Annotated in this window: 12 protein-coding genes and 1 tRNA gene; 8 read left to right on the plus strand and 5 right to left on the minus strand. The window is 72.7% G+C overall.

The features are described from left to right. The first annotated feature begins 89 nt into the window (after positions 1-89). The 3 genes from ABTY04_RS18970 to ABTY04_RS18980 all read left to right on the plus strand — a co-directional run bounded on the left by ABTY04_RS18970 (position 90) and on the right by ABTY04_RS18980 (position 4359). Positions 90-1037, plus strand: a complete 948-nt coding sequence (locus ABTY04_RS18970; RefSeq protein WP_352214485.1) for a hypothetical protein — start codon at positions 90-92, stop codon at positions 1035-1037. A 120-nt stretch (positions 1038-1157) separates the two neighbouring features. Next, positions 1158-2702, plus strand: coding sequence for an APC family permease (locus tag ABTY04_RS18975; RefSeq protein WP_352214486.1), 1545 nt, complete (start codon positions 1158-1160; stop codon positions 2700-2702). A 220-nt stretch (positions 2703-2922) separates the two neighbouring features. Next, positions 2923-4359 (plus strand): amino acid permease, encoded by a 1437-nt coding sequence (locus tag ABTY04_RS18980; protein WP_352214487.1) that lies wholly within the window; start codon positions 2923-2925, stop codon positions 4357-4359. A gap of 85 nt (positions 4360-4444) precedes the next feature. On the opposite strand, the gene ABTY04_RS18985 is transcribed toward ABTY04_RS18980, so the two are convergent. Both ABTY04_RS18985 and ABTY04_RS18990 read right to left on the minus strand, forming a co-directional pair. Continuing rightward, a complete protein-coding gene (locus ABTY04_RS18985; protein ID WP_352214488.1) occupies positions 4445-4804 on the minus strand; it encodes a zinc ribbon domain-containing protein YjdM in 360 nt (119 codons plus the stop codon). Between the two features lie 95 nt (positions 4805-4899). Beyond that, a tRNA-Leu gene (locus ABTY04_RS18990) sits at positions 4900-4984 on the minus strand. Positions 4985-5154: 170 nt separating this feature from the next. Between ABTY04_RS18990 and ABTY04_RS18995 the strand changes: the two genes are divergently transcribed. The 3 genes from ABTY04_RS18995 to ABTY04_RS19005 all read left to right on the plus strand — a co-directional run bounded on the left by ABTY04_RS18995 (position 5155) and on the right by ABTY04_RS19005 (position 7793). Beyond that, positions 5155-6480: a M20/M25/M40 family metallo-hydrolase gene (locus tag ABTY04_RS18995; protein WP_352214489.1), complete on the plus strand. Its 1326-nt coding sequence runs from the start codon at positions 5155-5157 to the stop codon at positions 6478-6480. A 129-nt stretch (positions 6481-6609) separates the two neighbouring features. After that, the gene (gene chpH / locus ABTY04_RS19000; protein WP_352214490.1) at positions 6610-6843 is read left to right on the plus strand and encodes a chaplin ChpH; all 234 of its coding nucleotides are present in this window, start codon (positions 6610-6612) and stop codon (positions 6841-6843) included. A 95-nt stretch (positions 6844-6938) separates the two neighbouring features. Continuing rightward, the gene (locus tag ABTY04_RS19005) at positions 6939-7793 is read left to right on the plus strand and encodes a chaplin (RefSeq protein WP_352214491.1); all 855 of its coding nucleotides are present in this window, start codon (positions 6939-6941) and stop codon (positions 7791-7793) included. A gap of 38 nt (positions 7794-7831) precedes the next feature. Here ABTY04_RS19005 and ABTY04_RS19010 read toward each other — a convergent pair whose 3' ends face one another. Further along, positions 7832-8020, minus strand: coding sequence for a DUF5703 family protein (locus ABTY04_RS19010; protein ID WP_352214492.1), 189 nt, complete (start codon positions 8018-8020; stop codon positions 7832-7834). A gap of 47 nt (positions 8021-8067) precedes the next feature. Here ABTY04_RS19010 and ABTY04_RS19015 point away from each other — a divergent pair, with 47 nt between their 5' ends. Next, positions 8068-8757: a hypothetical protein gene (locus ABTY04_RS19015; protein ID WP_352214493.1), complete on the plus strand. Its 690-nt coding sequence runs from the start codon at positions 8068-8070 to the stop codon at positions 8755-8757. A 71-nt stretch (positions 8758-8828) separates the two neighbouring features. Here ABTY04_RS19015 and ABTY04_RS19020 read toward each other — a convergent pair whose 3' ends face one another. Both ABTY04_RS19020 and ABTY04_RS19025 read right to left on the minus strand, forming a co-directional pair. Then, positions 8829-11093, minus strand: coding sequence for an ATP-dependent DNA helicase (locus ABTY04_RS19020; RefSeq protein WP_352214578.1), 2265 nt, complete (start codon positions 11091-11093; stop codon positions 8829-8831). A gap of 212 nt (positions 11094-11305) precedes the next feature. Beyond that, complete coding sequence (locus ABTY04_RS19025; protein WP_352214494.1) at positions 11306-12298, minus strand: aldo/keto reductase; 993 nt, start codon at positions 12296-12298, stop codon at positions 11306-11308. 120 nt (positions 12299-12418) lie between these two features. Here ABTY04_RS19025 and ABTY04_RS19030 point away from each other — a divergent pair, with 120 nt between their 5' ends. Then, positions 12419-13468, plus strand: a complete 1050-nt coding sequence (locus tag ABTY04_RS19030) for an LLM class F420-dependent oxidoreductase (protein WP_352214495.1) — start codon at positions 12419-12421, stop codon at positions 13466-13468. Positions 13469-13487 lie beyond the last annotated feature (19 nt).

Raw genomic sequence — 13487 nt, forward strand, 5'->3', positions numbered from 1 at the left:
TGACGCGGAGCTGTACATACCGCTTTGCTGTGCGTGATCATCCAGCCAAACCGCCCGCCCGCGCCCGTGTTCTGGAGGGAATCCCGCGGATGTCCCCGCCTCCGCCGCCCCTCGGCCGCGCCCGCAAGCGGGGCGCCCAGCTCTTCGACCCGGCCCTCTGCGATACCGAACTGGTCGACGTGCGCGCACAGTTCACCCAGGGCCGCTGGGCCAAGGCCCGCTCGCTCCTCGTCGGCACCGGCGACGACTGGGACCGCCGCGGCCACCGCGTCGTCGTGCTCGCCGAAACCCCGGCCGCCACCGCCTGGGCCCGCGAATGGCTGCTCGCCGAACCCGAGAGCGCCGACGCCGCCACCCTCCTCGCCTGCGCCGCCGTCTTCACCGCCCTGCGCCGCAAGGGCACGCCCGAGGCCGCCGAGGAGGCCTGCCGCCGGGCCGCCGCCCTGCTCCCCGCCGATCCCACCCCCTGGCTGGGGCTGCTCATGCTCTCCCGCGCCTTCGGCACCGAGGAGGAGTTCAGCCGCCACTTCGACCAGGTCCGGGCCCGCCACCGCGAGCACCACCACGCCCACCACCTGATGGTCGCGATGCTGGCCGAGCACACCCCCGCCGCCGGCCACGACCCCCTGCACGAGGTCTACGACTTCGCCGCCTGGGCCGCCGAGGAATCCCCGGCCGACTCCCCGCTCGCCGTCCTCCCCGTCATCGCGCACGCCGAGCGCTACCGGGTGCTCGCCGCCACCGGGGGCCGCACGCCCGACGGGGCCGCCGCCCACTGGTCGAACCGCCGGGCCCGCCAGGTGCTGCGCTCCGCCTTCGACTGGTGGCTCGAATGGGAACGCGAGGACCACCCCCGCAACAGGGTCGACCTCAACTTCCTCGCCCACGCCAAGCTCTGCGAGGGCCGCCCGGCCGAGGCCGCCGCACTCTTCCACCGCATCGGCAGCCACGCCACGCCCGCCCCCTGGTCCTATCCGGACCTCGACCCCCGCAAGGCCTTCCTCGCCGCCCGCAGCGCCGCACTCGGCACGGCCTGACACGCCGCGCCCGACCGCACCGCCGCTCCACAGCACCGCCGCTCACAGCATCCCGCTCGACCGCTCCCCGCTCGACCGCTCCCCGCTCCGCTCGACCTTCCCCCGAAAGGACACCCCGCCATGGCGACGGGCAGACCCACCACGCTCAGCACCGCGCCCGAGATCCGCACCTACAAGGGCCAGGACCGCGCCCTGCGCGCCGACCGCCTCGGCACCGCCGGCCTGCTGCTCTCCGTACTCGCCGCCAGCGCCCCCCTGATGGTGGTCGCCGGAGTGATGCCCACCACCTTCGGTGTCATGGGCGTCGTCGGCCAGCCGCTGCTGTTCGTGATCCTCGGCATCGTGCTCGCGCTCTTCGGCATCGGCTACGCCGAGATGAGCCGACACGTCCACAACGCCGGCGCCTTCTACGCGTACATCGCCCGCGGCCTCGGCCCCACCGCCGGTGCCGGCGCCTCGCTCGTCGCGCTCGTCGCGTACAGCGCCATGCAGGTCGGCGTCTACGGCATCCTCGGCTTCGAGATCTCCGGCCTCTTCGCCACCTACCTGAAGACCGACGTCGCCTGGTGGATACCGGCCCTGGCCGCCGTCGCCGTCACCGGTGCGCTCGGCTGGCTCAAGATCGACCTCAACGCCCGCGTACTCGGCCTGCTCCTCCTCGTCGAGTGCGCCCTCGTCGTCGCCTTCGACATCGCCGCCCTCGGCGACCCCGGCCCCGAAGGCCTCTCGCTGCACGCCTTCAACCCCGCGACCCTCGGCGGCGCCGGTCTCGGCACGGCCCTGTGCTTCTGCATCGCCGCCTTCGTCGGCTTCGAGCAGTCCCCGGTCTACGCCGAGGAGACCAGCAAGCCCCACATCGTCGTCTCCCGCGTGATGTTCCTCGCCGTCGGCTTCGTCGCCCTCTTCTTCGCGTTCAGCGCCTGGGCCCTCACCGTCGCCACCGGCCCCTCCGAGGTCGTCAAGACCTCCGCCGAAGCCGGCCCCGGCCTGCTGTTCCAGCTCACCGAGGGCCGCCTCGGCACCACCTTCACCGACGTCCTGCACGTCCTCTTCGTGACCGGCATGTTCGCGGCCATGCTCAGCTTCCACAACGTGGTGGCCCGCTACGCCTTCGCCATGGGCCGCGAAGGCCTGCTCCCGGCCGCCTTCGGCCGCACCACCGCGGGCACCGGCGCCCCCGCCACCGGCTCGCTGCTCCAGACCGTCATCGCCACCCTCGTCGTCCTCGCCTTCGCCTTCACCGACGGCAAGCCGGCCGGCGACCCCACCGCACCCGTCCTGCACCTGTTCACCTGGATGGGCAACGTCGGCGCACTCGGCGTGACCCTGCTCATGGCCGCCGCCTCCTTCGCCGTCATCGCCTTCTTCGTCCGCCGCGGCACCGCCCGCGCCCAGGTCTGGCGGCTCGTCGCCTCCGGCGCCGCGGGGATCGCCCTGCTCGGCATCGCCGTGTACACGGTGAAGGACTTCGGCGTCCTCGTCGCCGCCGAGAAGGGCTCCGTGCTCGGCTGGGCCCTGCCCGGGATCATCGGCGCCACCGTCGTGGGCGGGCTGCTGTACGGCGCCGTCCTGCGCAGCCGCCGCCCCGAGGTGCACGCCCGCATCGGCCTCGGGAACGAAGCCTTCCGCCTCGACCAGGCCGCGGAGGCAGCCCCGCGCGACTGACGCCCAACCGCCTGGTTTTCGAGCTCGTACGAACCCCCCGGCACCTGTTTCCATGGTCGCCGGGGGGTTCTGCGTGTGGAGGGCTGGTTTTGGCGGTGGCCGGGGCTCATGGTCTCCTGGGGCGACAAAAACCACCGCACCACCGCACAGGTGACACCACCCGGCTCCCCTGCGCGGCGGTCCGGACCTGCCTGTCCCACCCACGAAGGCGAAGCCCTACATGAGTGACCGCACCTTGACCGAGGCCCCGGCCCCGGCGTCCTCCCGCCACGTCGACGCCGGTGACGAGGGTTACAGCAAGGACCTCAAGTCCCGCCACATCAACATGATCGCGATCGGCGGGGCGATAGGCACCGGCCTGTTCCTCGGCGCCGGCGGCCGGCTCGCCGGAGCCGGACCCTCGCTCGCGATCGCGTACGCGGTGTGCGGCGTCTTCGCCTTCTTCGTCGTCCGGGCCCTCGGCGAGCTCGTGCTCTACCGGCCCTCCTCCGGCGCGTTCGTCTCCTACGCGCGCGAGTTCATGGGGGAGAAGGGCGCCTACACGGCCGGCTGGCTGTACTTCCTGAACTGGTCCACGACCACCGTGGCCGACATCACCGCCGCCGCGACCTATGCCCACTTCTGGTCCCTGTTCACCAGCGTCCCGCAGTGGGTCCTGGCCCTGATCGCCCTCGCCGTGGTCCTCACCGCGAACCTGATCTCGGTGAAGTACTTCGGCGAGATGGAGTTCTGGTTCTCCCTCGTCAAGGTCGCCGCCTTGGCGGTCTTCCTGGTCGTCGCGATCTACCTGGTCGCCACCAGCCACGACATCGGCGGCCACACCGCGGGCCTGTCCACCATCACCGACAACGGCGGCATCTTCCCCTCCGGAGTCCTGCCGATGCTCCTGGTCGTCCAGGGCGTCGTCTTCGCGTACGCCTCCGTCGAGCTCTGCGGAGTCGCCGCCGGCGAGACCGAGAACCCCGAGAAGATCATGCCGAAGGCGATCAACTCGATCATGTGGCGCGTCGGCCTCTTCTACGTCGGCTCGGTCGTCCTGCTCGCGATGCTGCTGCCGTACACCGAGTACTCCGCCGACCAGAGCCCCTTCGTCACCGTCTTCGACAGGCTCGGCATCCCCGGCACCGCCGGCATCATGAACCTGGTCGTCCTGACCGCGGCGCTCTCCAGCCTGAACTCCGGCCTCTACTCCACCGGCCGCATCCTGCGCTCGATGGCCATGTCCGGCTCCGCGCCGAAGTTCACCGCCCGCATGAACCGGGGCAAGGTCCCCTATGGCGGCGTCCTGTTCACCGCCGCCTTCGGCCTCGCGGGCGTCGGCCTGAACGCCCTCATGCCCAAGGACGCGTTCGAGCTCGTCCTGAACTTCGCCTCGCTGGGCATCCTCGGCACCTGGGCGATGGTCATGATCTGCTCGCTGTTCTTCTGGCGCCGGGCGGAGCAGGGCCTCGTGGAGCGCCCCTCCTACCGCCTGCCCTGGGCCCCGTACACCCAGATCGTCACCCTGGTGTTCCTGCTCACGGTGCTCGTCCTGATGTGGTGCGACGGAGGCGTCGGCCGGACCACGGTCCTGTGCGTCCCCGTCATCGGCGCCGCGCTGGTCGGCGGCTGGTTCCTGGTCCGCCGCCGCGTGGCGGAGATCGCCGCCCGCGGCTGACGGCCCACGGCCCCCGGCCACAACGGCGAAGGACCCCGCCCACAGGGCGGGGTCCTTTCCCGTCTCCGGGCCGGTGGGCGGGCGGTCAGGCCTTCTTGACCACGCTGGACTTCAGCTGCATGGCCCCGAAGCCCTCGATCCGGCAGTCGATGTCGTGGCCGTCCACGCCGTCGACGATCCGGATGTTGCGCACCTTGGTGCCGGCCTTGATCCCCGAGGGGCTTCCCTTGACCTTGAGCGCCTTGACGACGGTCACGGTGTCGCCGTCGGCCAGCACGTTCCCGACGGCGTCCTTGACGATGCGCTCCCCGGCGCCCTCGCCGTCCTGCGCACCGCTCTCGGCGGGCACCCACTCGTGGCCGCATTCGGGGCACACCACGAGGGCGTTCATCTCGTAGGTGTACTCACAGGAGCATTTCGGACAGGGGGGAAGGTTCTCGTTCACCCGTTCAGAATATCCCCACCAGGCCCCGGCGCCCGCTCCGCCCGTCCCCGGCCCGAAAACGCCGAGAACCCCACCGAAGTGGGGTTCTCGCTCTGTGTCCGAGGGGGGACTTGAACCCCCACGCCCGATAAAGGGCACTAGCACCTCAAGCTAGCGCGTCTGCCATTCCGCCACCCGGACAAGGTGTCTGTCTCGCGTCCCTCGCGGGCCGTTCCGACGTGGAAAACATTACCAAACATTCCGGGGTCCTCGATCACACCCCCCCGGCGGCCGGGGATCACCCTTGGGGAGAGCCGCTCGAAGCGCGAGGATAAGGAGGCAGTCGGTACCGATCAGTGGGAGGAAGCAGCGTGAGCGAGTCGAGCGCGGGCAGGAACGTCTCCGGCGAGGACGAGGTCGTCGACCTCTGCCGGGACCTCATCCGGATCGACACCAGCAACTACGGGGACCACTCCGGCCCCGGCGAGCGCAAGGCCGCCGAGTGGGTCGCGGAGAAGCTCGCCGAGGTCGGGCTGGAGCCGCAGATCTTCGAATCCCACAAGGGGCGCGCCTCGACCGTCGCGCGCATCGAGGGGGAGGACCCGTCGCGGCCGGCGCTGCTGATCCACGGGCACACGGACGTGGTGCCGGCGAACGCCGCCGACTGGACGTACGACCCCTTCGCGGGCGAGATCGCCGACGGTTGCGTGTGGGGCCGCGGCGCCGTCGACATGAAGGACATGGACGCGATGACGCTGGCCGTCGTACGCGACCGGCTGCGCAGCGGCCGCAAGCCCCCGCGGGACATCGTGCTGGCCTTCCTGGCGGACGAGGAGGCGGGCGGCGTGTACGGCGCCCGGCACCTCGTGGACAAGCACCCCGGGCTCTTCGAGGGGGTCACCGAGGCGATCGGCGAGGTCGGCGGCTTCTCGTTCACCGTCAACGAGAACCTGCGGCTGTACCTGGTGGAGACCGCCCAGAAGGGCATGCACTGGATGCGGCTCACGGTGGAGGGCACCGCGGGCCACGGCTCGATGACCAACAACGACAACGCCATCACGGAGCTGTGCGAGGCCGTGGGCCGGCTCGGCCGCCACCAGTGGCCGGTCAGGGTCACCAAGACCGTGCGGTCCTTCCTGGACGAGCTCTCGGACGCACTGGGCACCCCACTCGACCCGGACGACATGGACGCGACCCTGGCCAAGCTCGGCGGCATCGCCAAGATGGTCGGCGCGACGCTGCGGAACTCGGCCGCCCCGACCATGCTCGGCGCCGGCTACAAGGTGAACGTCATCCCCGGCCAGGCCACCGCACACGTCGACGGACGCTTCCTGCCGGGTTACGAGGACGAGTTCTTCGCCGACCTCGACCGGATCCTCGGCCCGCGCGTGAAGCGCGAGGACGTGCACGGGGACAAGGCCCTCGAAACGGACTTCGACGGGAAGCTCGTCGACGCCATGCAGAGCGCGCTCAAGGCCGAGGACCCGATCGCGCGCGCGGTCCCGTACATGCTGTCCGGCGGCACGGACGCCAAGTCCTTCGACGACCTCGGCATCCGCTGCTTCGGCTTCGCCCCGCTCCAACTGCCGCCGGAGCTGGACTTCGCCGGGATGTTCCACGGAGTGGACGAGCGAGTTCCGGTGGATGGGCTGAAGTTCGGCGTGCGCGTGCTCGACCGATTCATCGACAACTGCTGAGATTCGAGAAGGTGTGCGCTTTCCACTGAGAAGAGTGAATGCGCTCATACGCTCGTAGCCCTGGTGATCCCTCCTCGTTACAGGTGGTGCGGTCCGCGGCTGGGACCGCATTGCCAACTAGGAGGAACAATGTTCAAGAAGGTTGTCGCCGCTGCGGCTGCCACCGGTGGTCTGGTTCTCGCGGGTGCGGGCCTGGCCCACGCCGACGCGGCTGCCCAGGGTGCGGCCATCGGCTCTCCCGGTGTGCTGTCCGGCAACGTCATCCAGGTCCCGGTCCACGTTCCCGTGAACGTCTGCGGCAACACGATCAGCGTGGTCGGCCTGCTGAACCCGGCTTTCGGCAACACCTGCGTCAACGCCTGACGCTTCTGAGGTCTTGGGCCCCGGAGCGCATTCCAGCGCTCCGGGGCCGCCGGGCTTCAGGGCCCGGCTGTTCTTACACAGCAGGGGGATTACAGATGCGACGACAGGCAGTCGTCACCAGGAAGGCCTTGATCACCTTGGCGGCCGCGGGGGGTGTTCTCGCACTGGGTGGGGGTTACGCACACGCGGACTCCGGTGCGTCCGGCCATGCCGTGAACTCTCCGGGCGTGCTGTCCGGAAACACCGTCCAGGCGCCCGTGGATGCTCCGGTGAACGTCTGCGGCAACACCGTCTCGATCGTGGGGCTGCTCAACCCGGCCTTCGGGAACGACTGTTCCCAGCACTCGGCCACCCCGCACCAGCCCGATCACCCGGGGTACCCGGGCACTCCCGGCCACCAGGGCGAGCCCGAGGAGCCGGACGAGCCGTGCGACGAGGACGAGCCGGGTCACCCCGGTACGCCGGGCCAGCCCGGCAACCCCGGCAACCCCGGTACTCCGGGTACGCCCGGTACTCCGGGTACGCCCGGTACTCCAGGTACGCCCGGTAACCCGGGTACCCCCGGCAACCCAGGTACGCCCGGTAACCCGGGTACGCCCGGCAACCCGGGTACCCCCGGGACTCCGGGTACGCCCGCCAACCCCGGGACTCCCGGCACGCCCGGAAACCCCGGTCAGCCCGGGAACCCCGGAAACCCGGGTACGCCCGGCACTCCGGGTACGCCCGGCCACCCCGGCGGACCCGCCGGCCCCGGCGCCGGCAGCGTCACCCCCGCCACCCACCCCGGCCAGGGAACCGGCACGGGGACCGGGACCGGGATCGCGCCCGCCCGGCACGCGGGGCTCGCCGCCACCGGCGCGGGAGACGTCCTCGGCTTGGGCCTCCCGCTCGCCGCCGGCACCCTGCTGGCCGGTGCCGTGCTCTACCGGCGCGCCCGCAACACGGCCTGACGGGCCCTCACGGCGCGGGCCCCGACCCGGGGCCCGCGTCACCAGGTCGCGCGGACCTGACGGATGATCCGCCGGCGCATCCGCACCCGACGGCTGCCGTCCCGGTGCAGGGTGAGCCGGTCGAGTTCCCAGTTCCCGTACTCGGCATGGTCGGTGAGCAGACGGGTCGCCTCCTTGCGGGGCACTCCGCGGGGCACGTACACGTCGACAAATTCGTATTCCGGCATCGAATCTATTGTGCGGGCAGAGCCCTGCTACGGATAGCGTCTGCACTATGTCTGATGCCGCTCTGCCCAGTGTTGCCGAGGTACGCGCCGCCGCCGAGGCGGTCAAGGCCGCACTCGACCGTCACCTCGCCGCGGTCGAGAGCAGGATCGGGGACGAGGACCCGGCCGTCTACGCCGCCTTCAACGAACTCGCCGCCGCCGCCGAGGAGTACGACGAACTCCTCTACGACCGGTACGACGAGGTCACCCCGTTCGAGATCCCCACGCCCGAGGACGGTGTCCCGTACACCGGGCCCGCCGAGCCCGCCGCCTTCAGCGTGCTCATCCGCCGCGACTACGCCGTCGTCGAACCGCCGAGGCTGATCGCCCAGGCCGAGCGGGTCGCCGCGCACGACCGGGAGGCCGAGCTCGTCCACGACGGCGGCACCGCCGGTGCGCTGGGCGTGCTGTTCGGGGAGTACGAGCCCGACGAGATCGCCTCCCGCTACAAGGAGTTCGGCCTGGAGGAGGGGGATTCCACGCTCTGGATCGCGGCCGCGGAGGAGGTCGCGGAACCGGGGGAGTGGCTGGGCTCGCCCTTCGGGCACACCGATCCGCAGCACGTACTGCACCGGTTCGACGTCAGCTCCGTCTTCGACGAGGACGCCGACGACTTCGACGACGAGGACGCCGACGGCGTCGACGACGTGCAGGACGCCGGCGGCCAGGCCGCGGCGCCGGGCCTGGCCCCCGCCTGATCCCGGTCCGCACCGACGGCACCGCGGCCCCCGCCCCTTCCGGAAGGGACGGGGGCCGCGGTGCGGGCGGGTCACTCCGGCCGGTCCTGCACCTCCGCCACGAGGGCCCGCAGGAGACCGCTCAGCCGCGTCGTACGCGGCTTCGGCAGCACCTCCGCGACCGCGCGCGGCAGCGCCTGGTCGACACCGTGCACCACGGACAGATGGCGCTCCGCCCGCCCGAACGCCGTGTACACCCAGTCCCGGGAGAGGGCCTGCGCCGCGTCCCCCGGCAGGACGACGACCACCGCCGGCCAGCGCGCGCCGACGGCCTGGTGCGCCGTCACCGCCCAGCCGTGCCGCACCTGGGACTCCACCCGCTCCTTCGGTACGACGATCCGCGCGCCGGCGGCGTCCAGGTGCAGCCCCTGGGCGTCGGCCGACACCACCCGGGCCGGCACGGCCCGCCCGGGCGAGGGCACGTGGACGACGCGGTCGCCGGGGTCGAAGCCGCCGAACCGGCCGGGGCCGGGGTTCAGCCGCTCCTTGAGGGCGGCGTTCAGCGCCCGGGTGCCCGCCGAGCCGCCGTGGCCCGGGGTGATCACCTGAACGGCGTCCGCCGGGATCCCGAAGGCGCGCGGCACCGACTCGGCCACCAGCTGCACGGCACGGTGCACGGCCTCCCCGGCGTCGCGCACCGGGACGATGACGACCTCCTTGCCGGGCGCGTCGACCTGGTTCAGCTCTCCGATCCCGACCCCGGAGACCAGCTCGCCGAGGGGGCCCGGGTCGGGGGTGCGCGAGACCAGCTGCGGGCAGGCGCGGGCCGCCAGCACATCGCCGAACACCCGCCCGGGCCCGGCGGATCCGAGCACCCCGGGGTCCCCGGACAGCACCAGCCGGGCCCCGTCCGGGACGGACTCCACGAGCGCGGCGGCGGTCTCCACGTCCAGCTGAGGGGCGTCGAGGACCACGAGCAGGTCCACGGTGAACTGCCCGTCGGCGTCCCGGCCGGGCCCCTCCGTCCCGGCGAGCAGTCCGGCCACGGTGACGGCGCCCGGGGCGGGCGTGTGCGCGGCCAGGCAGACGCGCAGGCCCAGGTCGCGGGCCGCGGCCAGCAGGGCCAGCGGCTCGGTGCGGGCGGCCTCGCCGCCGGTGTGGGTGACCAGGCCGTGGCCGGAGACGGCGCGGATCAGCTCCGCTCCGGGCCCGGTGGCGGCCTTCTCCCAGTCCGCCGGGTCGTCGAAGGTGTTGGACAGCCGGGCCAGGCCGTCGGCCAGGCTCTCCTCGGCCAGTGCGTACCCCTCCAGGCCGACGAGAACCCGAACGGGCTGCTCCTCGCCTTCGGCGGCGGGCGGTCCGAGCGGCTCCTGGAACACCAGGACGGCGCCCTCGCCGATGGCCTGTTCCAGGGACTCGGCCGGGTCCGGGACGCCGTACTGCGCGAGGGCGGATTCCAGGGTGGGGGCCTCCAGGGCGGTGTGCCCCTTGAGCGCGGCCTGCTCCAGCAGCCAGCCCACGAGGGCGGCGGCGCGCCGCTCGTCCCCCGGGCCGGCCCCGGGGCCGAGCAGGGCCCGGGCGAAGCCGTCGGCCTGGGTGGGGCGGACGCCCGCGACGGCGAGGAGCCGCCAGGGGTCGTGGGCGAGCTGCTCCGCGGCGTCTTCGCCGAGGGCGGCGGCGGCCGGCCCCGCCAGCGCCTCGGGGGCCCCGCCGCGGGCCAGTACGGCGCGCACGCTCTCGATGCCCGCTGCGGATGCGGCGGGAGCCGGGGGAGCGGGACGGGAGGCCGGGGGCGCGGCCGGGGCCGCGGCCTTGCGGGGGGCGGCCGGAGCCTCGTCGAAGTACACCGGGGAGGGCTTCTCCCCGCTCTCCACGGCCCGTACGGCGGCCAGCAGATCGGCGGCCTTCCCGCTGAGCTTGGCTCCGGCGTCGACGGGCCCCTGCCGCTCCGCCTTGCGGCGCGCGATGCGCTCCCGCTCGATCTTCTGCGCGGCCAACTCGGCCTCGGCCTCGCTCCGCACGGGCGTCGCGGCCTCGGCTGCCTGCTCCGCGGAGGCCCCGTCCGTGCCGGGCTCCGACGGTTCGGCCTCGGCCGCGGCGGGCTCCTGGTCGCCGGGGGTGGTCCCTGCGGGGTCTTCCCCCACCCCGGAGGGACCCGAAACCGAGGGCTCCGCCCCCGGACCCCCGTCACCGGCTACCTGCGGCTCGCCTGCACCCGCGTCACCCGAGCCGATGTCACCCGAGCCACCCGAGCCTGCGTCGTCCGAGCCTGCGTCGGCTGTCGCCGGCCCGTCCGGGGCCTGGCCGGTGTCCGCTCCTGCAGGGGTTTCGCCCTCCGCGCCCGATTCCCGCACCATGGGATCCACCTCCGGCTGCGCCGATTCCGCTTCGTCCGAGCCGGCCGCTTCGCCATCGGCCGCCGGGCCGCCGTCCTCGCCGGAGCCGGCCCGGTCGGTGCCGGCTGCTGCACCGGCGGCCTGCGGCTCCGCCGGGTCCGGGTCGGTGGCCGCCTTCGCCTGGGGGCCGGGGGTGGCCGGGTCCTCCGCGGAAGCGGCTCGGCGGTCCGTACTCACAGCGTGCTCCAGTTTTGATCGGGGTAGCGATGCACGGGCGCCGAAACATCGTCCAGCGCCTGGCAGATCTCCTCCGGAAGACTAAGGGCCTCCACCGACAGAGCCGCTTCGAGCTGCGCGGACGTCCGTGCGCCGATGATCGGTGCGACCACCCCCGGCCGGTCGCGGACCCACGCCAGGGCCACCTGGAGCGGGGTCACCGCCAGGCCCTGGGCCGCCGTGGCGACCGCGTTCACGATGCGGCTCGCCGCGTCGTCCAGGTACGGGTCCACGAAACCGGCCATGGTCGGCGAGGCGCCCCGCGAGTCCGCCGGGGTGCCGTCCCGGTACTTGGCCGTCAGGACCCCGCGGCCCAGCGGGGACGACGGGAGCAGCCCGACGCCGAGGTCCAGCGCCGCCGGGAGGACCTCGCGCTCCACGCCCCGCTGGAGGAGGGAGTACTCCATCTGCGTCGACGCCAGCCGGGTCCGCACCCCCGGGGCGGCGAGCTGCCAGGTAGCCGCCTTCGCCAGTTGCCAGCCGCTGAAGTTCGACACGCCCGCGTACCGGGCCCGGCCGCTGCTCACCGCCAGGTCCAGCGCCTGGAGGGTCTCCTCCAGCGGGGTCCCCGGGTCGAAGGCGTGGACCTGCCAGAGGTCCACGTAATCGGTGCCCAGACGGGCCAGCGAGTCGTCCAGCGCCGACAGGAGATGGCCGCGCGAGCCGTCGAACCGGCGGTCCGGGTGCCGGACGGATCCCGCCTTGGTCGCGATCACCAGCTCCCGGCGCGGGACCAGACCGCCGACGAGCTGCCCCAGGAGGTACTCCGCCTCACCGCCCCCGTACACGTCGGCGGTGTCGACGAGCGTGCCGCCCGCCTCCCAGAACGTTTTCAACTGCCCGGCAGCGCCCGACTCGTCAGGGCCCTCCGCGGAACGGCCCCAGGTCAGGGTGCCGAGGCCGATCCGGGACACGCGCAGTCCGGTGCGGCCGAGATGCCTCTGCTCCATGAGCGCTGACACTACTGGGGCACCGATGGACTACTGGGGCACTGACGCAGTGGGCCCTGGCGCGCTACAGTCCCCCGCAGACCTACATTACTGATCGGTAAACCGGTAAGGGGACGACACATGCGGCTCGGCATCAATCTCGGCTACTGGGGCGCTGGCATGGACGCCGACAACCTCACCGTGGCCCAGGAGGCGGACCGTCTCGGCTACGACGTCTGTTGGGCCGCGGAGGCCTACGGCTCCGACGCCCCGACCGTCCTCGCCTGGGTCGCCGCCCAGACCGAGAGCATCGACGTCGGCTCCGCGATCATGCAGATCCCGGCCCGGCAGCCCGCGATGACCGCCATGACGGCCGCCACCCTCGACTCCCTCACCAAGGGCCGCTTCCGCCTCGGCCTGGGCGTCTCCGGACCGCAGGTGTCCGAGGGCTGGTACGGCGTCAAGTTCGACAAGCCGCTCGCCCGCACCCGGGAGTACGTGGAGATCGTCCGCAAGGCGATGACCCGCGAGCGGCTGAGCTACGAGGGCGAGCACTGGACCCTCCCGCTGCCCGGCGGCCCCGGCAAGCCGATCAAGCTCACAGTGCACCCGGAGCGCGAGCACATCCCGCTCTACATCGCCGCCATCGGGCCGAAGAACCTGGAGCAGACCGGCGAGATCGCCGACGGCGCCCTGCTCATCTTCCCGGCCGCCGAGCACCTGGAGGCCACCGCGCTCACCCACATCCGGGCGGGCCGCGAGAAGGCCGGGCTGACCATGGACGGCTTCGACGTCTGCCCGACCGTGCCACTCGCCGTCGGCGACGACGTGACCGCCCTCGCCGACATGTTCCGCCCGTACACGGCCCTGTACGTCGGCGGCATGGGCAGCCGGAAGCAGAACTTCTACAACCAGCTCGCCCAGCGCATGGGCTACGAGAAGGAAGCCGCCGAGATCCAGGACAAGTACCTGACCGGCGACAAGACGGGTGCCGCCGAGGCCGTCCCGCACTCGCTGATCGACTCGACCACCCTGCTCGGCTCCGTCGAGCGGATCGCGGACGGGATGCGGGCCTACGCAGAGGCCGGGGTCACCACCCTCACGCTCGCCCCGGCCGGCTTCACCCTGGACGAGCGGATCACCGCCCTGCGGGCCGGCGCGGAGGCCGTGGAGCTGGCCGGCCTGGCCTAGGGAGCCGGGGCCGGCCCTG

This window comes from Streptomyces sp. NPDC097981 (genome assembly GCF_040302565.1).
Lineage (GTDB): Bacteria > Actinomycetota > Actinomycetes > Streptomycetales > Streptomycetaceae > Streptomyces.

Bases quoted from the DNA above. Each gene is read 5' to 3' on its own strand.
- ABTY04_RS19025 (WP_352214494.1), bottom strand. From the start codon at position 12,298: ATGGAGCAGAGGCATCTCGGCCGCACCGGACTGCGCGTGTCCCGGATC.
- ABTY04_RS19020 (WP_352214578.1), bottom strand. From the start codon at position 11,093: ATGGTGCGGGAATCGGGCGCGGAGGGCGAAACCCCTGCAGGAGCGGAC.
- ABTY04_RS19005 (WP_352214491.1), top strand. From the start codon at position 6,939: ATGCGACGACAGGCAGTCGTCACCAGGAAGGCCTTGATCACCTTGGCG.
- ABTY04_RS18970 (WP_352214485.1), top strand. From the start codon at position 90: ATGTCCCCGCCTCCGCCGCCCCTCGGCCGCGCCCGCAAGCGGGGCGCC.
- ABTY04_RS18980 (WP_352214487.1), top strand. From the start codon at position 2,923: ATGAGTGACCGCACCTTGACCGAGGCCCCGGCCCCGGCGTCCTCCCGC.
- ABTY04_RS19030 (WP_352214495.1), top strand. From the start codon at position 12,419: ATGCGGCTCGGCATCAATCTCGGCTACTGGGGCGCTGGCATGGACGCC.
- ABTY04_RS18975 (WP_352214486.1), top strand. From the start codon at position 1,158: ATGGCGACGGGCAGACCCACCACGCTCAGCACCGCGCCCGAGATCCGC.
- ABTY04_RS19015 (WP_352214493.1), top strand. From the start codon at position 8,068: ATGTCTGATGCCGCTCTGCCCAGTGTTGCCGAGGTACGCGCCGCCGCC.
- ABTY04_RS19010 (WP_352214492.1), bottom strand. From the start codon at position 8,020: ATGCCGGAATACGAATTTGTCGACGTGTACGTGCCCCGCGGAGTGCCC.
- chpH (WP_352214490.1), top strand. From the start codon at position 6,610: ATGTTCAAGAAGGTTGTCGCCGCTGCGGCTGCCACCGGTGGTCTGGTT.